Below are 24,672 nucleotides of genomic sequence, written 5' to 3' on the forward strand. Positions count from 1 at the left end.
CTCTGGATGATCGCTTTCTGACGCACTGACCGCAGAGGATACGGCCATCATTCGTCGTTGACCTCGACAGATCTTTACTGGTCACTGACTCGCTGGTCTGTCTGTGAAAACGCCTCTGTCGCCATGTCGGCGCGCTCAGCCGCCTCGATGTGCTGGTAGGCCTCGCGGACCTGTTCCTCACTATTGTCGAGATATCGGGCTGCAGCGGCGTAGCCGAACTGTCGAACGAGGACCTCACCAACGCCCCGCCGGCCGCCGTGGAGTTCGAGGTAATCGCCATCGAGTGAGAGCTCCAGTTCGTCGCGACGCTTCGTGATCGCATCGTTGTTCCAGAGCCGCTCCATGATCGAACGTGCGCCGTCCGTGGTGAGCGGCTTCGGCGCGTCGAGGTGGTGGTCGGCGGCGACGATCAGGTCGGGAGTACCTGCCCGAACGCGTTCAATCTCATCATCGTCGAGACCGGCGTTGGCGAGCCCCTTGGTGACGTGTGAGGCGAGCGACGGCCGATGGAGCGTCGTAAACACCGGCCACGACTCCGGTACGTCCAGCACCTCCGCGTATCGCTTCAGCGGCGTGATGACGGGCTCTGGGAGTGAGGCTTCCTTCCACTCGCGACTCTTCCGGAACACGGTGACACTGCTGTCCGCGAACGACACGTCACGCCAGCGGATTCCGTTGCGGCCCTCGCGGTCCTCTTTCGGCGCGGAAAGGAACTCCGAGCCACGCAGGCCGGTGTAGGCGACGACGTACACGAGCGCCTGCTCACGGCACCGTTGGTACGCCTCGAATCGTGCCTGCTGTTTGGCCTGCCACAGCTTACTCTCAGGGTCACCGCGATCAGTGTGGGGAACTTCGATCGCACCGAGTTCGTCGAACGCTTCAGAGACCCGCCGGTCGACGAACTGCGTGATCAGATCGCGGTGGATCGGCTCCCACGCCTGCTGGTCGCCTGGGCGTCGGCCGTCGTTCTCGGGGAGTGGGTCTTCGGCGTCCGATTCTCGGGCGTAGTGCCGTGGGAGATAGCCCTGGGCGTGCGCCCACCCACACCACGACGCAACGTGCGCGTAGTAGGTGAGCACCGTGCCGGCCGCGTATCCCGCGGTCGAGAGATATCTTGCGTAGTCCGAGAAGACCGTTGTGTCGAGGTCCGCGAATTGGACGGTGTCGCCGTCGACGACGCCAGCCCACGACTCCGGCGGCGAGGCGTTCGCCTGGTCGGCCGTCTTGCCGAGACACCAGCGTCGGAATCGCTGGAGTTCGCGCTCAGCGTCCGTTCGGTACGCGCCCTCCTCGCCGGCATCACCTTTCCCCTTGTCCGTGAGGTATTTCGTGAACGTGTCCTCGATCGGCGTCTCGACGGAGCGGCGACCCGTCATTGGACCACCGAGGTGTGGGGGTTGTGATGTCGGAACGCCGCTCCAGCAGCGACGATCGGGCTGGAGCGGGCGTCGGCGGAAGCGTCGGCCATGATTCTGATTCTGCCTCGGTTGGGGCCACGGGTGGGGGCCACTAAGAACTTACTCTGTCTTACTCAGCTAAGACACGGTAAAGTATAATCCCGAATAGCTGTGGTTGTGAGCGCTAATCGCCTGATTTCAGCCGCAAGAGAGCGTTTACTCTCTATGAGGTAGGTAGTATATCCCATGTTGCTATATGCAATTAGACCCCGCCGCGAATTAGCACAAACCCCCCTTTTTTCTAGTGGGATGTGCCTTCCGTCTGGCAATTAGCAGCGAGAAATATCAGTTTCACTCGGGTCTGGCTACGCTTATGTCTCCGGAATCCGTTGTTTCAGCCGGATGTCCATTGAACACACTACATCCCGGAGCGCAGTGGAGGCGAACGAATAATGGCGATTCGGAAATCCAAGGTCCCCGACACATGGGCCAAACGAGAGACAGCCGCAAACCAGAACTCGAAGGCTGCACGCAAGAGGATCAAACGAGACCTGAATCGTGATCGGTCAGCTCTCGTTCAACACACCGATGTTAACGCGTTCACAATCTACACGCAGGGTTCGTACAAGAATTACACTAATACGAGAGGGTCGAGCGACCTCGATATCATCGTGCAACTCAGGGAACCGTGGAAACATGACCTCAGTGACCTTTCCAAGGTAGAGACCGAACGATATCACAGAGAAACACGAACCGCAGACTACGGCTACGAAGATGGGTTCCGTGATAGCGTCGTCCAAGCGCTCCAACAGTACTACCGCGAGAGTATCTTCAAGGACCCAATCACCAACGACGGGATCGCGATTGATATTTCGGGGAGTTACAATGCATTACCAATTAACGTGGATGTCGTCGCGGCACAGGAGTACCGCGTCTACCAATCGTACCCCGAAGATGGTGAGCCCGAATACATCGAGGGGATGGTATTTCAGCCGCTGATGAGTAATGAGTGGTGGTTCAATTTCCCGAAAGAACATTTCAAAAACGGGAGTAACAAGCACGGCAACTACCGGGAGACGGTGCGGATATTCAAAAACGCCCGTAAACGCTACAACGAGGACCACTTCTTCGGCACATCGGCCCCGTCATACTACATCGAGTGCCTCCTCTACAACGTCCCCGACAGCGTCCTCAAGCGAACGGACATTACAGAGCGGTTCGACGACACACTCGCGTGGCTGGAGTCCGATGCACGCGATTACGACACGTTTCTCCAAGTCTCAGAGATGGAGCAACTGTTCGGTGACGAGAACACCCAATGGAACGTGTCAGACGCTAAGTCATATATTTCGGATATGCGAACCCTGCGGGACGACCTCTAATGCAGGGAACACACGCATTTTCGACGGACCTGCGTGAGCGCCGGCGCAAGGTCTACTTCGGTTTCGGAGCCGCCGGGTTACTGATTTCGATCTACCTCGGTCCCGTGCTGGCGAGGGTAACCGGAATCGGCGAGGTCGCGAGTTTCGGTATCTCGTTCACACTCGCTGCAACAGCGGGATACATTGTCGTTTCGCGGTGGCTTTGGATGAAGGGCCCACTTGCAGGCATCCTTGGATCGCCACCCGATCTTCGCGGGCGCTGGGAGGGACACCTCTACACAAGTAGCGATGAGTATAATGAGGAAGATGTCGTCGCTTTCAACGAACTCGGGAAAGACCTCGCGAAGATGGAGTCCACAATGCACATCGATCAGACGTGGGACTCGATCGGCGTCGGGTTTGATGGTCCGGAAAGCGACTCCGATAGTACCGGCGCGACGTTCGTCCTCAACAACGATCCAGACGATGCCGCGACGTTGACCTACAACTACGAGAACGACGGCGACGATCTCGGCGACCTAGAGCACCATATCGGAACAACGGTCCTCGAATACGACCCAGATCGCGACACGTTAGAAGGGACGTACTACACAGGACCGAACAGAGGGAACTACGGTCGGATCGAAGTGAAGCGGGTTTCAACGTAGACTCGAACCACTTTCACTTCCGCTCCGGGTCCGTGGCTCACCCCTTTTACACGCAACGCCGTCTTCCCGGACATGCACACTCGTTTACGGCCAACGGTAGAGATGCCCGATCTCACCCCGGGAGTCACCCTCGTTGACGTTGACGACGACCTCGGCGTCACGCCTGTGCAAGCGCTGCTGCTCGATCAGGTACTCGGCGGCGACGGACCGGCGTTTTGGGTCGATGGCGCAAACCGAGCGAACACCACACGACTCCGAAAACTCGCGCCCGCCGACCGCGTCCTCGACCGGATCGAGGTCGCCCGCGGGTTCACGGCTCACCAGCACACGTCGCTCCTCGATCGACTCGCCGGCCGTCTCGACGCTCGGGGATCGCCCTCAACCGTCGTTGTGACCGGTTTGGACGGGATGTATCGAGGCGCCGATATCGCTGACGAGCTGGCCGAGCAAATGTTCATTCAGGCGATCGCGTCGGTCGCGCGGGTTGCCCGTGTACATGACGTGCCGGTTATCGTCACTCGGTGTCGTGAGGACGAGTTCTCGCGGCCGCTCCGGCGCGCTGCGGTGACACATCTCGAATGTCGGGCGACGCCGTTCGGCCCGCGGTTCGAGGACGCAGCCGGCGAGATGGAGACGCTCGTGTACCACACGGGCGACGGGTGGATGCAGACGACGCTCGCGTATTGGCGAGAGGTGCTCAAACACCGTGCCCGGATGCACGAGGCGTCGACACTCGAACGCGCTGCCGGCCCCATAGGGGTTCAGTAATGGGTCGAACGAATCCGACCTACCGCGATCAGTTGAGCGCGATCGAAGACGAGTGGGGTGCGTACCGCCGGGCGCTCCGCCGCGAGGATCAGGATATCTTCGATCACCTGTTCGTGTACGCTCGCGACCACGCCGACGCTGCTGGGAGTCTCAACCACGCCGACCCGCTGGCGCCGATGTGGATGGCGATCGCGATCGAGCAGGAGAAGCGGATTACCGAGTTGGAGGAGCAGGTAGAGTGAACCATCACCAGTAATTTGTTCATTCATTATACAGGTGGGATAATGAGCAACGACAAAGAACTCCCAGCAGTCCATCTCTCGCTGGACGAATTGAGGGGTTTAGAGGAATTACTAAGAGAGAACACATCAAACTGTGAGATAGAAATCGTGCTGTCTCTTCGGGGTGGAGTAGAGAAACGGTTTAATTCAATAGATCAAATCGATACAACCGTATTTGCTAATATAAATGGTTCAGACGCCTACACACTATCCGTTGCTGGTGACGAAGGAAGGTGCACGATAGGTGGTGAAAGCACCAAATCAGAGTCTCACATGTTATATTCTACTGGAGAGCCAGACTGGAGAAACACGATACAATATAGAGTAAAACAATATCTCTATTCAGTTCAGTCGAAAGAAAGCTGGCTTCGAGAGCCATTAGCGGGTAAAAGGGCAACAGCGGTCGCAGTACTCGGTGCCCTTTTTGTTGGGTGGGCAATAGCTGATATAGCACCGCAGTCTATCGTCCACTACTATCCAACAATTGGAGATGTACTTACTTTTGCTCTAGGTGTATTTGTCCTGCTGCTCGTTCGGTTTCGAAATTGGGTGCATCCGTACGTCTTGATCGAATACAATCAGCCCCATCCAACCAAAGAAAGAATGGCGAACTTAGCTATGTATGTGGTTTTTATCGCAATTTCTATCCTGATGCTGAGATGGTGGATGGGGCCGGGACCACTTTTACGATAGAAAATCTGAGGAGGTGAACCGCGTTATAATTTGGAGCACTTCCACTTCCGCTGTACACGGACGGCTAACACCCTTTAGTCCGTCGTCTGAACTCGTGACCAAGAATGGTCCTCACGCTGGACAATCTCGACGACGGTCGTGTCGTCGAGTGGAGACTCACAGCCGACGGCATCGCTAGCAGCGTTCGTGAATCGTACACACCGACCCTGTACATCGGCGACGCGTCGGGTGACCTCTACGGGCGGCAGGGTGGCATGACGCCGTCATTACCGGAGCGCGACAGACTCTCGCCCGCATTACGCGAACTCCGGGCGTTCCTCGACGGCCAGCAGGCGGTGTCGGATCTCACCGTGGAGTCGCACCGGCAGACGTTCCGGACGGAGGCCCGCCCGCTCCTCCGAGTCGATACGGCCTCGATCGAGGCCGTCCGTACAGTCGCAAAACGAGTCCGTCAGTTCGACCAACCGGATACTTACACCTGCTACAACGTCGATCTCACGCGGCAACTTCGATATTGTCTCGAAACGGACACACCGGCCGCGCCCGATCGGTCAGTCCGCGATCTACGGACGCTCCATCTCTCGTTTCCAAGTCACGAATCCGGTATCGAGTCGCTGCCGCAGCTTACCGTCGACGGCGACCGCGTCGGCTCGTCGCCCCGTGAGGTCGTGACGGGTCTCCGGGAGGTGCTTGAAGAGCGTGATCCCGATGTGCTGGTTCTGTCGACTGCCAATCTGGTTCCGTTGTTGTTCGAGGCAGCCGACGCCTACGGTGTCGAATTTGCACTCGGACGGGGGACAGGGTACACGAAACTCGCCGGCGAATCGACGTACACCTCCTACGGGAACGTCGGCCACTCGCCGGCCAGATATGCGGTCCCCGGCCGGGTTATCATCGACGAGTCCAACTCGTTTTTCTATCACGAATCCGGGCTGGAGGGCTGTCTCGACCTCGTTGGACGCTCCGGGTTGCCGCTGCAAGAACTCGGCTGGGCGTCTATCGGCCGGGTTTTGACGGCCATGCAGATTCGGGAAGCACGGTCGCGTGACGTACTGGTACCGTGGCGGGCGTGGCGACCCGAGCTGTTCAAGACGGCGTCGACGCTCGACACCGCCGACCGCGGTGGAACGACGTTCGCGCCCGACGTCGGCGTCCACGAGAACGTTCACGAACTGGACTTCGCGTCCCTGTACCCCAACATCATCCGGACGCGGAACATCTCGCCCGAGGCCGTCCGGTGCGGCTGTTGTGACACCGACGATGTGCCGGGGTTGGACTACTCAATCTGCGAGCGCGACGGGTATCTGCCCGAGGTACTCGGCCCGCTGATCGACGCCCGGAGTGAGATCAAAGCGAAAATCCCCGAGGCCGACGGCGACGATCGCGAGCGGCTTGAGGCCGCGTCGTCAGCGATCAAGTGGATCCTCGTGTCGTGCTTCGGGTATCAGGGCTTTTCGAACGCAAAGTTCGGCCGGATCGAGTGTCACGAGGCGATCAACGCGTTCGCCCGTGAGATCCTCCTCGACGCGAAGACCGCACTGGAGGACGCAGGGTGGCGCGTGGTTCACGGGATCGTCGACTCAATCTGGGTGACGCCCGCCGACGAGCGCGACCAGCAACCGCTGGAAGAGGTTGCTCGCGAGGTGAGCGCGGAGACCGGTATCGAGTTAGAGTATGAGTGTGCGTTCGAGTGGGTGGCGTTCTGTCCAATGCGAAACTCCGAGTCGGGCGCGTTGACCCGCTACTTCGGGAAACGTCGGGGAGAGACGTATCCCGAGGCAGGGCTCGGGGATGCGATTAAGACGCGCGGCATCGAGGGGCGACAGCGCTCGACGCCGGCGTGGATCGAAGACGTCCAAAGTGAGGCACTCCGTGTATTCGACGAGACGCGATCGCCCGAAGCGGTCTGTGACGTGCTTCGGCGGCGGCTTCGCGAGCTGCGAGAGCACGAGGTGGGCCCCAATGGACTCATCATCGACAACCGAGTGTCGAAGGACGTGGACGAGTACTCGATGGAGACGCTCACCGTGGCCGCGCTAAAACGCGCCCGGATCGAGGGTGCTGGGTTGACGCCGGGGCAGACCGTTCGGTACGTTGTCGTCGATGCGGACGCAGGCGGCACCGCACGCGTCCGGCTTGAGTACGAGGACCTCGACCGGTACGACACCACGTGGTACGAGGACGCTACCGTGCGTGCCCTCGAGAGCGTGCTCGCACCGATCGGGTGGCGAGAAGGTGAGATCCGGCAGTACCTCAGCGGGACGAGCGACGAGACGCTGGCCGGCTTCGTGACAGAATAGTCGTTGTTTTTGATTCGGACCTGAGGATGTGAATCAGCTCCACGGGTCGGGATAAAGCTCAGAGAGCATCGCCTGTTTTGACCCAGCGGCACCTTTCATGTGGATCGGGACATCCCCTTCCGAAAACTCTGCGAGGATGTGGAGACAGGACCCGCAAACATTCAGGGCCGAACTTTCTTCATCCATTCCAAGCGGGAAATTCATTGCTAACTCGGTGATCAAATTCTCTTCCTCATGAGCGCTTACAGCGTTGAACACGGCTAGGCGTTCGGCATGGATACTCTGGTGACGATCGCGTGTTTCTACGACAGAGCCAGTATAGATATCTCCGTCTTCGGCCCTAACCGCTGCGCCGAGACCAGAGAAGTCCCGTGGTGATACAGAACAACTGACGGCCTCGGACGCTGCTTCAATAACCTCTTCGCTTACCTCGGGCATATGACTCGGATCGGGTAGCGGATGTATAAATCCTGTCTGGCTCTGTTGAAATGGTTAAAAATCGATATATCCTGTCTAGACTGTGGTCAGTACAGGCAAACGCTATATCACGCCCACCCTGTAAATCTGAACGATAATTCAATGCAGCCTGTCGAACGAGAGCACACAAACGCTATTTGTAACCCGAACCCTCAACTTGCTGCCGGTCGGTGTAAAGGTATGAGACGAGCGCTGGTGATCGGAGCTGTCGCCCTCCTTGTTCTCCTTGCTGGTTGTGCCAGTCTACCGGTCGATGACGGTGACATTGAGACTGATACCCCCGACACTGACAATGTCGACGATGGGACTGAAACAGACGATGGCTCTGACGATGCCGATGATACTGATGAATCGAGCACCGACACTGATGAGCCACGCGATGTCGATGGCGAGCTTGCAGTCCACCACATCGATGTCGGCCAAGCAGATGCGACGCTTCTCATCACACCAGCCGGAGAGACGATTCTGATCGATAGCGGTGACTGGCGGCAAGGGGGCGAAGGCGTGATTGAGTATCTCGAAGCCCACGACATCGATCGAATCGATCATCTCGTGGCGACGCACGGACATGCCGATCATATTGGGGGCCACGACGCAATCATCGAGTGGGCAGAAACAGAGGGTGACGGCATCGGGCTCGCCTACGATTCTGGGGTCGCACATACGAGTCAGACGTACGAGCGGTATCTCGATGCTGTCGAAGAGTACGATGTTGAGTTGCTGATCGTCGAGGAAGGTGACGAACTCCCGATCGAAGACGACGTCGACGGGCTTGTCGTCAACCCCCCAGAAGGAGATTCGGGAACCGACCTTCACGATAACAGTGTCGCGCTCGTGATTGAGTTCGGTGAGTTCCGCTACGTAACGACAGGTGATGCTGAGACGGCGGCCGAAGAACGAATGGTTGACTCATGGGCAGCCGAGCTTGACGCAGACATATACCACGCCGGTCATCACGGTTCAAGCACGTCCTCAACTGCGCCGTTCCTTGACGCAGCCTCCCCTGAGATTGCGATTATCTCTAGCGCTTACGACTCTCAGTATGGACATCCACATGATGAGGTACTCACTAGATTCGCTGATCGGGACATTGACACGTACTGGACAGGCGTCCACGGTGATATTATCGTGACTGCAACTGGGGATGGTGAAATCAACATTACGACAAGTGACACATTCTCACCAGACGCAGAGGACCTGCTAGGTGAGAAGCCGAGTGACGATCAAGAATCACTCACACCACTAACCGTTAACACACAACACTACGGTACTATTCCAGTATGAACGGAACGTACACAGCAACCGTTGACCGGATCGTCGATGGAAAGACCGCCGTCATACTCATTGAGGATGGCAAAGACGTGATCGAACAGTTCGATGTCCCGGCCGACCAACTTCCTGAGGAAGCCACCGGTGAGGGGAGCGTCCTGACGGTCGAGATTACAGATAACGCGATCGTAGATATGCAATACGACGCTGAGTTGACGGACCGACGGCCACAAGCTGCTCAGGAACGAATCAACAGGCTCTCAAAACGACTGAGCGACCGAGATAAATCATAGGTCTGTCAATACGGTGCTGAAAGCGATCATCGATTGATTGCTCAAAAAGCCGACAGTAGACACTTCAGCGGTGCCTTAGTTCTCTATCGCGGTGGATTGTGCTCGTCTCTGACTGTATTGAGGACTTCATTATCGCTGTGAGTCCAAGATAGGGTCGTCTCGGGACTCGTGTGGTTCGCTATTAATTGTCTCGGGTGGCGACGGGATGGACGGCGAGTATATGCAGAAGGAACTCGTACTCAGCCGCCGGCATTTCGATCTGTTTGGAGCATTTGCGTCTGTCGGGTCTCTAAGAGTTCGCGCTTCCCGACCGACGCGTCGAGCGGGGCCATGACCAGCAGGCCGGTCGCGGCGTGACACGGAAGGCCGTCACCGGCGCCGAAGCCCGTCCCCGTTGTCGGTACCTGTACGCGGTACCCATTCCCTGAGTGTTGGATCCGGGTGTCGATTCCACGGTAGATCGACGCCGTCTCCGTGGCTGCGAGTGCGACTAGCTCAGCGCGGTCGGCTAACGGCACGCGGTCGGTATCCCGGTCGATCACGAGCAGTAGATCGTCGAACCCGTACGCGACGACGTCGGCACGGTGTGTCGTGTCGCCGTTGGCGCCCTCCTCGACGAGACCGGCGCTGCGAGCGGGTTTGGTCACTTGTAGCGCGAGGCCGTCGCCCGTGTTTGTCAGTTGATTCGGCATCTACTCGGTCACCTCTCGTGCGCGCGCCCAGATCCACGCGTCGTCGTGGTCGTCGAGGACGGTCGGGTCGAACCCACAGAGATCGCGGAGGTAGTGTGACCAGAACTCCCTGTCAAACGACTCAGGCACGTTATGAGCGGCCTCGGCGTCGCCGAAGCGGTCTTGATGCGTCGCCGGCGGCGGAACAGCAGTCATTTGTCGGCCTCCTCCACCGTCGCGATCGTTCCGAGAACCGGGTACTCCCATCGGATAATATCGTTGTCCTCGACGTGCTGGACCCTAGCGTGTAGCGTGGGCGTTCCCCAGCTGTCATTCGTCTCGACAATACCGATTTCGCCCAGATCCGTCGCATGTCGATCCGGTTTGAGGTGTAACTCGGGTGCCTCGAAAAACTCGATCGTACACTGAAGATACCCCTTGCCCTCTTCGTCCTCAGCAGCAGACTCGTACTCGAAATCGGTCGTCGTTACCTCGAACGTGCGCTCGTCATCGAGCGTGACACGGTACGTATGGGACTCTGAGCGGGCCTCAAAGAGTGTTTCAGCTGCGTCGCCAGTTATGTCGTTCATGTGTGGGCACCTGCGCGCGGCGAGTCTCGCTGTGCGTACACGTTACTATAATATAGTAACGTGAAACCACTCCGGTGCCCGTTCATGTACCCAGTACCGAACCAGCAGTATGAGAGGTGTGCGGGATAGAACGCGTCGCGCTCACCAACGACCTCGCGGATAGTGATGTGCCGGGTGCAGTCGTGCCGACCGTGCGTCCCACTGAGTAGGCAGTACCCATTGAGCTCACCACCGGCAGTGTAGGGCTTGTAGCGCTTGTGCTCGCATGGACGTCGTCCCGAGTCAGTAGTTGATAAGCTCGATCGTAACAATTCGTGTCCGATCTATGTATTGAACAACTCCTCTTGGCCGAGTCGATCGGGCGTGAACGAGAAACCACGGTCAGCGTAGTAGAGCGCGAGACTGTCACTCGGACGAGATATCGAACACAGGAGCGACAATAAGTAGATATGACAGCGACCACGTCGTAAGGACCCCACTCCCTCCCCCCGTCATCGATGTGTAAATGCTCTAGCGATGGGGAAGGGTGAAGACACGTTAGAGTCCGAAATAGCCAAAAACACCGTAAAATCGCTGTAGATGTATCTGAACATTCAGAAATCAAATCACCTTTAGTTTGATAAAGATTTATATAAGTGCCATATAAACAATACCCGCAATGGATCAATTTGTAATGGTAAGAGAAGGTAACTTCGATAAACTAGTTAACGATTCTATTTCTGATTATATCAACTGTTCTTCTTGAAAACAGCGTCTATAGCGTCTAAAACAGCAATCTATGGATTAGTGTTTAGTTTTTCCACCCTCCACTGTTTTTTGCTTACACATCGATGACGGGGGGAGGGTGTTTGACACCCCTGACAAACACGGGCGATTCTTGTAGGTATTGCTGGTCAGTGGAACGGCAATCACTCCTACATGATATCTAGCCAAACCTCTACGGGATCAGCTTCAATTTTACACATCGAAGACGGGGGGTGTGCTTCCGAGAGAACCTTTTGAAACTAACTGTGGAATTCCTTTAGCTGGGCGTTGACGACAGACTGAAGAAGAGCTTCTTGTTCGGCAATTGACCCTAGACGAGTGTCGTCGACGATTCGATTCATCATCGCTTCAGGATCTCCTGTGAACGTGAATTCCATGTACATTCCGCCACCACGACCTCGACCTTTCCGAGAAGTGGAGATAAGACCATACGTGGAGAGCTCTTTGACATACTTGACGTAGGTTTCCCGTGTCATTTGGTCAGCATCGATCTCATCAGTAACCCATTGGTAAACTTTGAAACCAACCGGGCTTGGCACGGAACTCCCAGACCAATTGGAGAAATTGGCGACAGAAGCGGTTGCGTAGAGAGAGATCTTCTTTTGCGTAGTCAATCCCTCGATTAACTTTAGCGACCGATCTTTATCGATCTCCTCCTGCGATTCTCGAACGTGTTCTTCACGAACTTCCCCGTCACCACATTCATCTGCGAGATCACCGGCACCGCGAAACAGGTCGATTGCCTTTCGTGCGTCTCCATGGCTTTGGGCTGCAAATGCTGAAACAAGCGGTAGCACATCGTCACTTAAGCCATCGTCTCGAAAGGCATCACGTCGGTTATCGAGTATTTGACGGAGCTGATTGGCATCATAATCCGGAAAATAGATGTCTCGAGGATTGAATGAACTCTCGGCACGACCGTCGATATTCTCCATGAATTTCGGGTCATTGGTCAGAGCTGCGACCGAGACTTGTCCTTCGATTTCGTTTGTATTACTGGCTCTAGACAGTTGATAGAGTAGCTTTGAGTACGCAGGTTCTTCGCTCGCTCGCCGGCCTACCAGAAGATCGATCTCGTCGATGATGAAAATGACTGAGTCGTAGTGTTCGTTGATGAGTTCATACAAGCGCCGATACTTACGCTTGGTCGACACTCCTGTCTCCGGAACGCCGGCATCTACACCGATGTCCTTTGCGACGGTTTGGACCAGTTCGAATACAGCTTGATCGAGGGTATTGATCGGCTGGCAGTTAATGTCGACAACACCGAAACGTTCGCCTTTGGACTGACAGAGCTCAATGATTTGCTGTGTGACTGCACCAATAATAAGCGATTTTCCTGTTCCGGCCGGGCCGTAAAGCAACATATTCGGAGGCCGATTTCCTTGAAGGGTCGGCTTCAGAAACGAAACGACGGACTCGAGTTGCTCATCGCGTCCGACGATTCGCTCTTCATCAATAATTGTGTCTGGCTCGACAAGGTCTCGATTGACAAAAACTGATGCTTTTCCCTCATCGTCGAGCATATCCCGGATTGACCGGTGTTTACTGTCCTCACTGTCTTCAGCGATTTCTTTGCCGTGTTCCCGTAATGAGTGATTTGTAATAGTCTCTCCAACGTCCTCTCCGTCAGCTCGGGAACGAGCCCCATCGTCGGGGATGGATTGGTCCGATCCATCCTGATCACGACCGGCCATACGAATACTCTACCTCCGAGTGATTAAAAACCTTCACCCCACATCGATGTTTATCTAGCCGGTATACTCGTTCTTCCACCTATATTCGGATAGATCTTGGTTACCCATTTAGACCACCACCGAAGTACATCTCACGAATCCCCCCCCCGTGATCGATGTGTAACGAGATCTACTGCGCTTTCTTGTGTTTCTGACAATTCAATAATTGATCTTGCCAACTCTACTGTTCTTAATCGACGTGTCATCTGGTTATCCAACGCCCCGTCATCGAAGTGTAAGTTGTAGGTTCTACCACCCCACTATCGATGTAAAAATCGGTTTAGTCTCTCGCTCTTCCGACTGTCAGCTATCAGTTTACACTTCGATTACGGGGGGTATACCAATAGAAATCAGACACTCTGAGTTCATCCATCCGAGTTGACCGGACCCTTGTACTCAGATCGGACCTGATCACCATCCCGCCACTGCCAGTAGTAGTAGCGATTATCGTTGATTTCCTTGATTGTGATCGTCGCTTTTGCAGGGACGTCATCTGGCAGATCATCTGGTCGCTCCTGCGCTTCGTCTTGGTCTGGCTCTTCCTCGAGATGTGTCTCGCGTTCCTTGAGTTCAGATAGCTCCTCGGCGTACGTAGTAATGTCGCGGAGTTGGTCCGGACTGGATTCGTTAAGCGTGTCGACCAGCTCTGCCGGGAGGCTTGTCGGTGGGGTCGGTGGGTCGTAGGCCATTGACTTCCTTCGTGTTAACCAACATAGGGTGCTAATCCATAGTTTTGTTGGTTAAGACGGGAGAGTTTCTTCCCACATCTGCTGACTGAAGCACTACTTTTGGTACATATCCCACCCGCAGGACGGGAAGTCCCGGCGCGAACACCGGGCCGACGCCGGCGTAGACAACCAGCGAGACACCATCTATGATCGGCGGTATGACCGCGAATTTGTAGCCGGAAGTGAACGATCCTCATCCTGTTCGTGATCGATGTTCAATTCGTATTTTCAGCGAACACTCGAAACGGTGGAGTGTGAGGCTGTATTGCGAGTATCCTTTTTACTTAGGGGTCGTGTCCTTGTCGCGGCTAGTCGCCGTGGCGGGTCCACCACTGTTCGACTTCCACCGAGGCGCTCGATACGCTCTCGTGGTACGGCGGTCGAGATCCACGATCTGCGGATCGTCACTGAATCAACAACTTCGGTACGAATCTCTAGAGGAGTAACCGTCGACGGTGGCTGCCATGGGTTCGAGCTGTTTTCGAGAACAAGACCGCTAGTGGATCCAGCTGGAGCCGTCGTTCAGAGGTACTGACACGTTGAACCAGTAATACTACTCGTCGACGTCGACGACTGTCGCCTCTTCAGGCGGTGCGATCTCAAGTTCGGCAGCGCCGCGCTCGATCGTTTCGGGCGCGGTCCCCTCGGCGTCGGCGAGCAGCTCGGTGAGCTCCTCGTCCGAAACCATGTCGGCGTCGGCCGGGGCTTCGCGACTCATGTCTCCTTCTACCCGGTGCGAAGGGATAAACGTGGGTGTCGGTTCACCACCATCCGACCACGACGGTGGGCGCCCCGGCGATCGACGCTCTTCGAAGACATCGATGAAGTACTCAGCCTCGCGTTTGAGGTAATTGGCACAGCCGCGGATGACTGCTCCTCGACTTATCGGCAGCGGCGCATGCGCGAGTTGGAGGTGAACAGTCGGCTGCGAACGGCGGGCGACGTCGACGTGGAGCCCTTCGCGGTACACGTCATGCCCGAGTGACGACGTCTCATTGTGGTCCATCCGGGCGATTGCCGTCCACTCGATCGGGTCGATCGCGACGCGATAGTGAAGCTGAACGAGGAAGCGCGGGATGTGTTGCTGGTGCTGGTCGAACCCGACCGTGAGCAGGCAGTCGCGGCGGCCAGCTGGGACGTGCTTGGAGACGTCGTAGCCGATCGGGAGCGACGGGGCACTCATTCGTTCGGCCCATCGTCACCCGGTACGGTGTCGCTTTCGCTTTCGCCCTCGACGTCGGGGCGACATCCGGGCTGCACTCGCTGGAGTTGCGATAGTTCAGTTCTCCCGCTCCCACCATTCGTCTATTCTTGCGCGCTGATGTCGACGGCTGCGGTGATCCCGCACGAGCAGTGAATGCCGACGGTGCCGGGGTGGGTCGTGATCGGGCCCTTCTCCTCTCCACAGCCCGGGCAGTTGACGCGGAAGATCTCGCCCATACACACCGATCCATGTGGTCCGGGAAAGCCGCTCCGCTCAGCCTCAACCAACAGTCGGTAATCCGATGGCTGATCGTTGGTTAAGATCGAAACCGCAGGACGGTAGGGGTGATAGGGTCAGTGTTCGAGATAGGCATTGTTATCCGAAATTGTAGCACTAAACCTACCGGAAACGTTGTTTCCGGTGCTTTCATACCTCCGAGGAGGTCGATCCTTCTGTCTCGAAGCAGGGGTAAACACGCCTCGATTCGGGATCTATTCGGAGGAACCCCCCGTTATCGACGTGTGATATATTGTATCTCGCTATAGGAAGTTTGTGGCCGCTACTCCTCAAGGCCGAGCTCTTCCTCGATAGACGACTCTCCCAGCGCTGCCCGAACTGCCGCCGGGTAGAACTCCTCGTTCTTCGGCATGTCCTCGCCGTGTTGTCGTCGCCACTTGACGTTCAGTTCCGAGTAGCGTAGTTGTAGGTCGTCAACAAGCGTCTCTGGGAGGTACATGTTCACGTTCTTTCGCTCTCGGACAGTCCCGCTGCTCTCTCTGTTCTTCTCGCTCTCTGCGTTCATTTTGCTCTTTGACATCTTTGTGGTTTCTGGTCTCTTTGAGGTCTTTGAGTCCTTTGATGTATTTGCTGTGTTTGATGTCTCTTCTGTCTCTGAGGTCGACAGATCGTCTTCGGGGACGGCATCGTCATGATTGTCGTCATCGTGGTCGTAGCGGTCGTCCCAAGGGTTCCGATCGCGCTTCTCATCACTGTCAGTCATCAGCATAGTCCTCCAAGTGCTCAGCGACATCGAGGTACACCTCTTCCATGTCGCAGTCCTCCTCGTGTTCGAAGATGGAGACGCCGGCGTTCCACGCCCGTTGTAGCGCGACGCGCTTTCTGATCTCAAAGACCTCACAGTTCTCTCTGTCCTCAAAGATGTCTTTGAACCACTCCATCATCTCCTCGGCCTCGCCGTCGACGCCGACCTCGTTCGCGACGAGTCCAACCTCGTCGACATCGCCGAAGGCGGACTCGATCGACCGCAACTGCTTGAACAGGAGCTCGATTGCGCGGATGCTCGTCGACTTCGCCTGCGCGGGGATCAGGACGTTCCCCGTCGCGACGATTGCGTTGTCGGTGAGCACACCGAGGTTCGGGGGACAGTCAACGAGGATGTAGTCCCAGCGCTGATCGGCGTCGCTCTCGTTGAAAAGCATGTCAAGGCGCTCCTCACGCTTCATCACGTTCGCGAGCTCATCCTCGGCGTTGATCATCCGCTCGTGACTGGGAACGACGTCGACCTCTTGGTGCTCGACGGCTAGCTGCTCGAGGTCGCCCATCCGGTCGAGATCAGGGAGGACGTCGAACAGCGAGTCACGATCTGGATCGTCGTACAGATCCTCGAAGCCGAGCCCCTCAGTGGCATGTCCCTGTGGGTCGAGGTCGATGACAAGAACATCATGGCCGCGCTGGTTTAGTGCGCCGGCGACGTTCAGTGTCGTGGTTGTCTTCCCGGCACCGCCTTTCTGGTTGGTAACTCCGAGTCTCATACGTGTCTTTGTCCTCAAAGAGAGCAAAGATATCGGAGAGGCATAAGAGTGCGTCAGACACTCATAGAATGTTGGGGGTCACAGACAAGTCAGATCTTCGAACGGGTACCTACGCGGAACCGTCGCGGAACCGTTCGATCGGGATATCGGAGACGTCGTCATAATCGTCATCACCACCAACTAAGAGCGTCGCGCCGACATGTTCAGCTGTTGCCAGCGCGAACGAGTCGCCAAGCGCAGGATTATACCTGAGCGTATACTCCGAGGCGTCCGTCCAAGTATCGGCGACATCTACCGTTTTGATACCGAGATCGGTCAGCCAGTCGAGATACTCGTCGGCTGTGTCGCGGTCGTACTTCCGGGCGATTGTGTACCGGATCTCAGCGAGATTCACGTAGCTGGCGTAGCCGACGGTGTCCTCGACTGCGACCGCGTCGAGATACTCTTCTACAACCTCGCTGCCTGGTTCATCGTCGGCGTGTGCTATCAGTGGCTCGGCGTCGAAGACAACGCGGTCAGGAACCGACATTACTCTTCAGTTGAGAACTGCGAGTCGCGTTCTTTCCGGTCCTGGTCGCGTTTCTCTTTGAGGATCTCGGACGCAGGCGTGTCCGTACTCGCTTCGCTACGGGCGGCAAAGCCGCGCATCTCGCTCGGTGAGCGGACCTGTTCAACGATCACCTCTCCATCTTCGGTTTCCCGGAACAATACCTTCCCAGGCGCTTCGATCCCGAGCTTCTCGCGGAACCGTTTTGGGATGGTCGCCTGGCCGTGCTTAGTGACGGCGACAATCTCTTTTTCAGAGTTGTTTGACTGTTCTGTCTTACTCATAGTTCATAATTAGATCTCGATCATAATCAACTTTTCTTCTCATTGACAAACAGTCGTTGCTCCTCTGTCGGGTGTTTAGTCGAGTTCGAAGTGTGGTTCGGCTTTTGAGGGACGTGAAGTACTAGAGTCAAACAGTCCTCGAACGGGGCGGTTCGATTACCCGTCGTGGTCAATATACTCGGCTTCCCATTCAGTCCGAGCTTCGATCTCTCTAGTGCCCCGGCGAGTAGTGCTGTACTCGTTGGTCCGTCGGTCCCGTTGACTTTTTTCGATGAGTCCCTTCTCAACGAGCGTGTCGAGGTTGGGATAGAGCCGACCATGATGGATTTCCTTTTCGTAGTAGTCCTCGAGCTCGTCTTTGATCGCGAGTCCGTGTGGGTCATCAAGTCCGGCAACTACGTACAGCAGATCGCGCTGAAAGCCAGTGAGATCGTACATGTCGCAATTTACTCATTCGAGTTTTGAAATACTACTGATCTGGCCCTGTATGGAGCGAAGGGATTCATCACTCTCCCCGTGGGTCACCAACCGGTATTTCACCATATTCTGGACATGAGACCCATCCCTGTCCAAATGCCCCACCCATCCCTTGGTCCGGGCTCCATTCGTGTTCATCCCCACAATGTGGACAGTCTACTAGTGGCGGGTCAATCTCCAGTGCCTCTTGCTGGATGAAATGATTTCCTTGGTATGAATCACAGTTCTGACAGACGTTTCCCCAGACTTTCTTGCCGAGAGTATTGCTGTAGACCCGTTCAACAGGGGTTTCGTAATTCGCTAATATATCTCCGAGAGGCGTATCAAGATGGTCTCCTCGTGGCCAGACCACAGGCGTTTGCTCGCCACACTGCCAGCAGTCTGTTTCCCACGTCAGCAATTTCTGGCGATCAACCGGGAGATCGTCTGGGAGCATGATAGCAAATCCTACTCTGATTGACTATTTGATTCTTTGTCTCTGGTTCCCTGTTGATATCTTTAAGAGCTGACAGGATCTGCGTGCGAGATACAGAGCGCGTATCTGGCACTGATGGTATTTTGATCGGCAGGAGTCGTAATCGCTGATACAGCGACCTCAGAGGCCTGTATGAATTGGCGACTACAAGTACCTATCTGGACATATATTGGTAACAAAGTGCTTTCCTTCGGCTTTCCAGTATGTATACATGAGGAACACCCAAGAGTTCTACTACGAGCCCGACGAGACCGAACAGCTCAGCACAGCCGTCGTCACGGCGGTCGCTCAAGCGCACGATGAGGATGTGCTTGAACAAGAATGGCTCATCAGTGACGACATCAACACGGACGCCCTCGATGGCCTCTTTCAGGAACGGAATCTCGATATGACCATCCAGTTCGAGGCCGACGGGACGACCGCGACGATCATCGCCGACAGAGATGGAAACCCCCGCATCAAAATCGAATCACACCGCTAAGTTACACGCTCCGCGAAGAGTTGGTTCAGCGGGTTTGGTGCGAAACAACGACGGTCTTTGTGCTGTACTCATCCTTTGAGTCTTGTACTTCGGTTCTGAGAGAGAGCAGAGAGCTCGTCTGAGAGCTGCTGTATACACAGCGCTTATCTCGGACACCCTGCGCTCAGTAGGTGAGGTCGCACTTCCCAGTCATGGGTTGAGCATTGTCTAAACACTCACACGAACTCTCCCTGTTCAGACATCTCGAACTCAAACCGTGCTCCACCTTCGGTTCCATCGGCTACAGACAGCTCCCAGCCGTGGGCTTCCACGATTCGTTTTACGATAGTCAACCCGAAACCAGTGCCACCCTGTGCCGACGAATGTCCCGGTTCGAATACCTCGTCACGCTTTTCGACTGGAATTCCTGGTCCATTGTCTTCGACGTAGATCCCAAGTTCGTTGTGACAGCCGACACGAACGGTCACGTCGGATCCACCGTGTTCAACAGCGTTTCGGAACAGGTTCTCGAACACGTGGCGTAACCGGCCAGGGTCAGCTTGAAAGGTCATCTCGTCGACGATCTCGATAGTTGCGTCATCCGTGTCTACTGTCGCCCAGCATTTCCCGACGAGGTTAGTCAAACTGACCGACTCCGTTTCGCTTATCGTATCGCCTTGGCGAGCAAGCGTCAACGTATCCTCGACGATCGCCTCCATCCGGTCAAGCGCCTGTAGTAGTGGATCAAGATGCTCGCTTTCTCCCTGCTCAGCAAGGAGTGCAGCGCGACCCTGTGCGACGTTGAGCGGACTGCGCAAATCGTGGGAGATAACACTCGCAAACTCTCCGAGCCGCTCGTTCTGCTGACGCAGTTGTCGCTCACGTTCGACACGCTCAGTCACGTTCCGAGTGACCCCAACGAGACGAGTTATCTCACCATCGGAGACTACCGGCGCAAGTTTCGTCTGCCAGAAGCGTGCTCCTTCGCTGACCCGCAGTTCCTCCTGATACGAGATCGGTTCGCCGGTCTTGACACAGCGGTGATAGTTCGCCGCTAACTCAGCGCCCTGTTCTTCACCGAACACGGCTTGTGGTGTCTGGCCCTGTACTTCCTCGGTAGTAATCCCAGTCTGGCGCTCGTAGGAGGGACTGAGGCGCTCAAACTCGAATCGGACACCATTTCCATCTTCCTCAACATTCATCAGAAAGATGGCGTCCTCCACGCTGTTCAAAAGGGCCTCGTACTCTTCGGCAAGCTCTCGCGCTTCGCGTTCGTACTCTTTTCTCTCAGTGATGTCTCGACTGCTAAGCAGAACCCCATCGATGATGTCGTCGTCAACTCGATTCCGCATTGTGGCCTCAATCCAGCGCCACGAGCCGTCGGCGTGGCGGAATCGGACTTCGACAGTCTCGGATTCGGAAGGATTCGAGAGAACAGCCTCCAGCGCGTCGGCGTTTCGCTCCCGGTCCTCGGGATGGACGAACTCGAATCCCTCGTGGCCAACCAATTCGCCGGGGTCGTAGCCGAGAATCCGTGTGATGGCCGGACTGACGTAGGTTATCGTTCCGTCGGTATCGACGACTGTCGCGAGATCATTTACCTCCTCAACGAGTGTCCGATACCAGTCAGACTTGCGTTTATTATTTTCTCGGTGGGTCGCATCGTCATCCATCGATTATGATGAGTCCAGCACACGTGTAAGCATGTTGGAATTGTGTACCATCTCCAGTGAAAGCACCACTCTTTGCAGCATATATGGGTGTGGTGGCCAAGATCTTGGTGAGTGTACCCATTGTATCCAGCACGGCTCCAAGAACATATCACTAGTTGAGGATCTCAACAGAACCATTCTGCTCTGTTGAATCCGATGACGGCACCGTGATCACGATCGCTGAAGACGCGGTTATCTCGTTTTTCGTTGTCGATGATTGGATCGATCCACCCAGCGATCTCGATCCGTGCGCTCCCTGGCAAGAGTCCATCTCTACATTCTCTCGGCAGCGGTCCTGAATCGTGTACAGAATGACCCGATCCCGCTGCCCTCTGTGGATTCAACAGAGCACAGTAGTTAGCATGAACAGTTGGCTCTGTTGAAATCCTTAGGAACTGATGAGACCGGCGTGCGAGATACAGAGGCTGTAGTCAACAGACAGACGTCCCGATCTGTCCTGAACGCAAATCGGCTTTCATACATCGAGCCGTTGATAGCCAGTCTACTGTGTTGTTCATCGGGAGAACAAGCACAGCCGGCGCGGTCGGAGTGATCACGGGAGATATTGTCGGTATCGGCACCCGAATGCTACTGTGTCTGTGTTCAGCGCAGAACGTGAACTGGCAGTTGGAACGACCCTCAAAGGTACTAAACCGGTGTCTGACAATATCTATCCTATTACGATGGTGATGATACTGACTGCTGTCGGTATTGTTGTCGCCGCATTCGTCGGGTTCAACATTGGCGGATCGTCCACAGGGGTAGCATTCGGCCCTGCAGTCGGCTCGCGGCTCGTTCGAAAGACGACTGCAGGGGCGTTGTTCGTTGGCTTCGCCTTTCTCGGAGCGTGGACTGTGGGTCGGAACGTTATCGAAACGATGAGCAGCAGTATCGTGCCAGCGATCCAGTTCACGCCCGTTGCCAGTATCATCGTTCTGTTTTTCACCGGCGCGTCGCTGTTGATATCGAACCTCTACGGGGTCCCAGCGTCAACGTCGATGACTGCCGTGGGCGCCATCGTCGGATTGGGACTCGCAACCGGGACTCTCAATCAGGCGTTGATGTTCGTTATCGTCTCCGCCTGGATCGTCTCCCCACTGGTGTGTCTGACTCTCGGAGTCGTTATCGGCCGCTACGTCTACCCGTATCTCGACCGCTACGTCGCGTTCACGACGTTCAATCTCCAGTTCATCCAATTCGACCGATCGAGCACGGTTCCACGGCCATTCATCAATCCGAACGCATCACCGCAGGACGTCGTCGGGTCACTGTTGGTCGTCCTTATCGGCTGTTATATGGCGTTCTCGGCCGGGGCGTCGAACGCTGCGAACGCCGTCGCTCCCCTCGTCGGTCCGGGTGGCTCGCTCACCGTGAATCAGGGCGTCCTCCTCGCGGTGGGGGCCTTCGCGTTGGGTAGTTTCACCATCGCTCGCCGCACGCTCGAAACGGTCGGGGACGACATCACGGAGCTCCCCATTCTCGCCTCACTGATCGTTTCCGTGATCGGTGGAACGGTCATCACCGCTCTCTCGTCGTTCGGGATTCCAGCGAGTCTCGCCGTCAGCACGACGTCAACGATCATCGGCCTCGGATGGGGGCGAGCGAGTCGCATATCGACACTGGCAGAGTTAGTGACGCCGACCCCTGACCGACCGGATGTCGCGGTCTCGACCGGCGCACTGGTCACGTCACGCGCCGAGGACGCCCCTGCCGGCCCGACTATCGGGGACGTTGCCCGAGGCGAGGAATCGGCCGAGAAACCGGATGAAACCCCGAATATTCCAGACATCGGTGCCGAGGGACCGGCAGACATCGACCAGCGAAGCCTCTTCGACCCGGCGGCGGCCAAGCGTATCGTGACGATGTGGGTGTTGACGCCGTCGCTGGCGATCATCGGCTCATACCCGGTGTTCGCATTCCTGCTATGAGCCGTACGCGCCGTGTATCCAGTAGCGCCTGAGCGAATTATCGAGCTGTTATCAGGAACGCAGTGCGAGATACGGAGTGTGTGGTCGGCAGGGAAACAGCAACGTTTCACTTTTCTGGGTTTAAATTGTGTTAGCCGAGTTGTCTGACCCCCGTTGATTACAATGCTCGCATGCGATGAGTTACCTATGAACATTAAGTTTGCTGTCTCGCGAGCGAAACCCGCCATGCGGATCTTCAGTGAAAAGAATGTGACGTTTCTCGCCGGCAGCATCGCCTACAGCGCGTTTGTCTCAACCGTTCCACTGCTCATGTTCTTCCTCATCGGAGTCTCCGTGCTCGGCGCGCCCGAGCTACAGCAGCAGATAATTGAGGTGGCGACCGAAAGCGTCTCTCCGTCGGTCGGTGGCGTCATCGAGGTGATGATCGAAGAGCAACGCGACGCCGGTCCCGGCTCGACAATCAGTTCGTCTCTTATCGGGGTTCTCATCCTTGTCTGGGGGGCGATCAAGGTATTTCGTGCGCTCGATACGGCGTTCTCAGAGATCTATGAAACAACCGCTGAAGTGTCATTTCTCGGTCAGATCAAGAAGAGTTTGGTGGTACTTTTCACCCTCTCGCTGGGCGCCATCGCGATGGTCGGTACGACCACCGTCGTGGCATTCTTCTCGTCAGTCCCGTTCATTGGGGTCGCAGTCCCCCTGCTACTGGTCGTCGGTCTCTGTGGCGTGTTCTTCCCGATGTACTACCTGTTTCCGGACATCGACGTGGCGCCACGGGAAGTGCTTCCAGGAACAATCGTCGGGGCCGTCGGTTGGGCGATCCTCCAAGTGTTGTTCCAAGTGTACGTCTCCCTGAGCGGCGGCGGCGGGAGTCTCATCGCGAGTATCCTCCTGTTGGTCACTTGGCTGTACTTCACCGGTGTCATCCTGTTGCTCGGTGCTGCGGTCAACGCAGTCGGCCCCGCCAATACCGACGCGACCGTCAACGAGCGGGAGGGGTCTTCGGTATTGGATACTGGAATGACTCGCAGCGAGGCAGCAACGTACCTCCACCGGCTTCGTGAGGACCTCACCGGCCGATTCGAGGGAATGCGGCCAACGAGTAAGGGAAGGGTCGTCGAACGCGGCCCTCCGAGGGGCACGATCTCTATCACTGAATGGGCCCGAGAAACCGAGGAGGGAATGACTCACGAGGTCCGGTTGGAGTGGGACACAGACAGTGACAACGAGGACTGAGTCACAGCGGAGGTTCACCCCATCGACTTCCATATTCGACAGGCTCTCCAGATCGCTGTAGTCTACGATGAGCCGATATAATTAATCTACAAACCTGCTACCCACCAGTTTCCAGCGGAAACCAGATTGTAATCTCGGTGCCGCGTGGCTCACGCTCATCGACGTTGATCTTCCCTCCAGAATGGTTTACTGTCCAGTAGACCAGCCACAATCCCAGTCCACTACCGTGTGAGAGTGTCTCAATAGCCCCTCCCGATTCGAGGACATCTCTGTCAAATTCTGGGATACCCGGACCGTTGTCCCGCACGCTAAGAGTGCCCCATGATCCCTCGACAGCGAGGTTGACACGCACATGGGGGTTTTCGCTGTCGTTGTGGATCACAGCGTTGGTCAACAGCTCTTCAATTGCGGCAGTAATCGATTCGGCGGCAGAGACGACGAGTTGTGTCGGGCCTGTAACGTCGACATTTGCGTTAGGCCAGTCCTCGGCCGTCTCTTTGGCAAGAACCCGAACCACCTGCCCGATATCTACAGAGGTTGGCCCGTGTGAGTCACTGAGAACAGTCGTAATCTCTCGCGA

Annotated in this window: 27 protein-coding genes; 11 read left to right on the plus strand and 16 right to left on the minus strand. The window is 56.3% G+C overall.

The window, feature by feature from the left end:
- Positions 1-74: 74 nt before the first annotated feature.
- Complete coding sequence (locus J2751_RS13250) at positions 75-1,376, minus strand: site-specific recombinase (protein ID WP_209486696.1); 1,302 nt, start codon at positions 1,374-1,376, stop codon at positions 75-77.
- 473 nt (positions 1,377-1,849) lie between these two features.
- Between J2751_RS13250 and J2751_RS13255 the strand changes: the two genes are divergently transcribed.
- The 6 genes from J2751_RS13255 (at position 1,850) to J2751_RS13280 (ending at position 7,468) form a co-directional block, all read left to right on the plus strand.
- Positions 1,850-2,779 (plus strand): nucleotidyltransferase family protein, encoded by a 930-nt coding sequence (locus J2751_RS13255; RefSeq protein ID WP_209486697.1) that lies wholly within the window; start codon positions 1,850-1,852, stop codon positions 2,777-2,779.
- Entirely contained in the window at positions 2,779-3,426 is a 648-nt protein-coding gene (locus tag J2751_RS13260; protein ID WP_209486699.1) for a Cap15 family cyclic dinucleotide receptor domain-containing protein, read from the plus strand. Before J2751_RS13255 ends, J2751_RS13260 begins: the two co-directional genes overlap by 1 nt.
- A 102-nt stretch (positions 3,427-3,528) precedes the next feature.
- A complete protein-coding gene (locus J2751_RS13265) occupies positions 3,529-4,194 on the plus strand; it encodes a P-loop NTPase family protein (RefSeq protein ID WP_245202799.1) in 666 nt (221 codons plus the stop codon).
- Positions 4,194-4,436 (plus strand): hypothetical protein, encoded by a 243-nt coding sequence (locus J2751_RS13270; protein WP_209486703.1) that lies wholly within the window; start codon positions 4,194-4,196, stop codon positions 4,434-4,436. Before J2751_RS13265 ends, J2751_RS13270 begins: the two co-directional genes overlap by 1 nt.
- A gap of 42 nt (positions 4,437-4,478) precedes the next feature.
- Positions 4,479-5,168, plus strand: coding sequence for a hypothetical protein (locus tag J2751_RS13275; protein ID WP_209486705.1), 690 nt, complete (start codon positions 4,479-4,481; stop codon positions 5,166-5,168).
- Positions 5,169-5,272: 104 nt separating this feature from the next.
- Positions 5,273-7,468 (plus strand): type B DNA-directed DNA polymerase, encoded by a 2,196-nt coding sequence (locus tag J2751_RS13280; protein WP_209486707.1) that lies wholly within the window; start codon positions 5,273-5,275, stop codon positions 7,466-7,468.
- Between the two features lie 33 nt (positions 7,469-7,501).
- Here the strand turns inward: J2751_RS13280 and J2751_RS13285 are convergent, their stop codons facing one another.
- Positions 7,502-7,906: a cytidine deaminase family protein gene (locus tag J2751_RS13285; protein ID WP_209486709.1), complete on the minus strand. Its 405-nt coding sequence runs from the start codon at positions 7,904-7,906 to the stop codon at positions 7,502-7,504.
- A gap of 219 nt (positions 7,907-8,125) precedes the next feature.
- Here J2751_RS13285 and J2751_RS13290 point away from each other — a divergent pair, with 219 nt between their 5' ends.
- On the plus strand, positions 8,126-9,229 hold the full coding sequence (locus tag J2751_RS13290) for a ComEC/Rec2 family competence protein (RefSeq protein ID WP_209486711.1): 1,104 nt from the start codon (positions 8,126-8,128) through the stop codon (positions 9,227-9,229).
- Entirely contained in the window at positions 9,226-9,507 is a 282-nt protein-coding gene (locus tag J2751_RS13295) for a DUF3006 domain-containing protein (protein WP_209486713.1), read from the plus strand. Before J2751_RS13290 ends, J2751_RS13295 begins: the two co-directional genes overlap by 4 nt.
- A 239-nt stretch (positions 9,508-9,746) precedes the next feature.
- On the opposite strand, the gene J2751_RS13300 is transcribed toward J2751_RS13295, so the two are convergent.
- From J2751_RS13300 to J2751_RS13350, 12 genes are all read right to left on the minus strand, one after another.
- Positions 9,747-10,199 carry a hypothetical protein gene (locus J2751_RS13300; RefSeq protein ID WP_209486715.1) on the minus strand — a complete coding sequence of 151 codons (453 nt, stop codon included), beginning with the start codon at positions 10,197-10,199 and terminating at the stop codon, positions 9,747-9,749.
- Positions 10,200-10,394: a hypothetical protein gene (locus tag J2751_RS13305; protein ID WP_209486717.1), complete on the minus strand. Its 195-nt coding sequence runs from the start codon at positions 10,392-10,394 to the stop codon at positions 10,200-10,202.
- Positions 10,391-10,768, minus strand: coding sequence for a hypothetical protein (locus J2751_RS13310; protein WP_209486719.1), 378 nt, complete (start codon positions 10,766-10,768; stop codon positions 10,391-10,393). Before J2751_RS13310 ends, J2751_RS13305 begins: the two co-directional genes overlap by 4 nt.
- 1,004 nt (positions 10,769-11,772) lie before the next feature.
- Complete coding sequence (locus tag J2751_RS13315) at positions 11,773-13,230, minus strand: orc1/cdc6 family replication initiation protein (protein WP_394357399.1); 1,458 nt, start codon at positions 13,228-13,230, stop codon at positions 11,773-11,775.
- Positions 13,231-13,634: 404 nt separating this feature from the next.
- Entirely contained in the window at positions 13,635-13,958 is a 324-nt protein-coding gene (locus J2751_RS13320; protein WP_209486721.1) for a hypothetical protein, read from the minus strand.
- A gap of 592 nt (positions 13,959-14,550) precedes the next feature.
- Positions 14,551-15,180 (minus strand): DUF7718 family protein, encoded by a 630-nt coding sequence (locus tag J2751_RS13325; RefSeq protein WP_209486722.1) that lies wholly within the window; start codon positions 15,178-15,180, stop codon positions 14,551-14,553.
- Between the two features lie 122 nt (positions 15,181-15,302).
- A complete protein-coding gene (locus J2751_RS15725) occupies positions 15,303-15,437 on the minus strand; it encodes a hypothetical protein (protein WP_280901313.1) in 135 nt (44 codons plus the stop codon).
- 323 nt (positions 15,438-15,760) lie between these two features.
- Positions 15,761-16,201 carry a hypothetical protein gene (locus J2751_RS15620; RefSeq protein ID WP_245202800.1) on the minus strand — a complete coding sequence of 147 codons (441 nt, stop codon included), beginning with the start codon at positions 16,199-16,201 and terminating at the stop codon, positions 15,761-15,763.
- Positions 16,194-16,973 (minus strand): ParA family protein, encoded by a 780-nt coding sequence (locus J2751_RS13335; protein ID WP_209486724.1) that lies wholly within the window; start codon positions 16,971-16,973, stop codon positions 16,194-16,196. Before J2751_RS13335 ends, J2751_RS15620 begins: the two co-directional genes overlap by 8 nt.
- 109 nt (positions 16,974-17,082) lie before the next feature.
- A complete protein-coding gene (locus tag J2751_RS13340) occupies positions 17,083-17,502 on the minus strand; it encodes a PIN domain-containing protein (protein WP_209486726.1) in 420 nt (139 codons plus the stop codon).
- Positions 17,502-17,804 (minus strand): AbrB/MazE/SpoVT family DNA-binding domain-containing protein, encoded by a 303-nt coding sequence (locus tag J2751_RS13345; protein WP_007344316.1) that lies wholly within the window; start codon positions 17,802-17,804, stop codon positions 17,502-17,504. The genes J2751_RS13340 and J2751_RS13345 overlap by 1 nt, the downstream gene beginning before the upstream one ends.
- A gap of 156 nt (positions 17,805-17,960) precedes the next feature.
- Positions 17,961-18,242: a helix-turn-helix transcriptional regulator gene (locus tag J2751_RS13350; RefSeq protein WP_007344317.1), complete on the minus strand. Its 282-nt coding sequence runs from the start codon at positions 18,240-18,242 to the stop codon at positions 17,961-17,963.
- 725 nt (positions 18,243-18,967) lie between these two features.
- On the opposite strand from J2751_RS13350, the gene J2751_RS13355 reads away from it, so the two are divergent.
- Positions 18,968-19,237: a HalOD1 output domain-containing protein gene (locus J2751_RS13355; RefSeq protein WP_209486728.1), complete on the plus strand. Its 270-nt coding sequence runs from the start codon at positions 18,968-18,970 to the stop codon at positions 19,235-19,237.
- Between the two features lie 215 nt (positions 19,238-19,452).
- Here J2751_RS13355 and J2751_RS13360 read toward each other — a convergent pair whose 3' ends face one another.
- Positions 19,453-20,889: a PAS domain S-box protein gene (locus J2751_RS13360; RefSeq protein WP_209486729.1), complete on the minus strand. Its 1,437-nt coding sequence runs from the start codon at positions 20,887-20,889 to the stop codon at positions 19,453-19,455.
- Positions 20,890-21,611: 722 nt separating this feature from the next.
- Between J2751_RS13360 and J2751_RS13365 the strand changes: the two genes are divergently transcribed.
- Complete coding sequence (locus tag J2751_RS13365; protein WP_209486737.1) at positions 21,612-22,856, plus strand: inorganic phosphate transporter; 1,245 nt, start codon at positions 21,612-21,614, stop codon at positions 22,854-22,856.
- A gap of 225 nt (positions 22,857-23,081) precedes the next feature.
- Positions 23,082-24,092, plus strand: coding sequence for a YihY/virulence factor BrkB family protein (locus J2751_RS13370; protein ID WP_209486738.1), 1,011 nt, complete (start codon positions 23,082-23,084; stop codon positions 24,090-24,092).
- A 97-nt stretch (positions 24,093-24,189) separates the two neighbouring features.
- Here the strand turns inward: J2751_RS13370 and J2751_RS13375 are convergent.
- The coding region (locus J2751_RS13375; RefSeq protein ID WP_209486730.1) for a sensor histidine kinase at positions 24,190-24,672 on the minus strand (483 nt) is incomplete at its 5' end.

This window comes from Halorubrum alkaliphilum, assembly GCF_017873815.1.
Classification (GTDB): Archaea; Halobacteriota; Halobacteria; order Halobacteriales; family Haloferacaceae; genus Halorubrum; species Halorubrum alkaliphilum.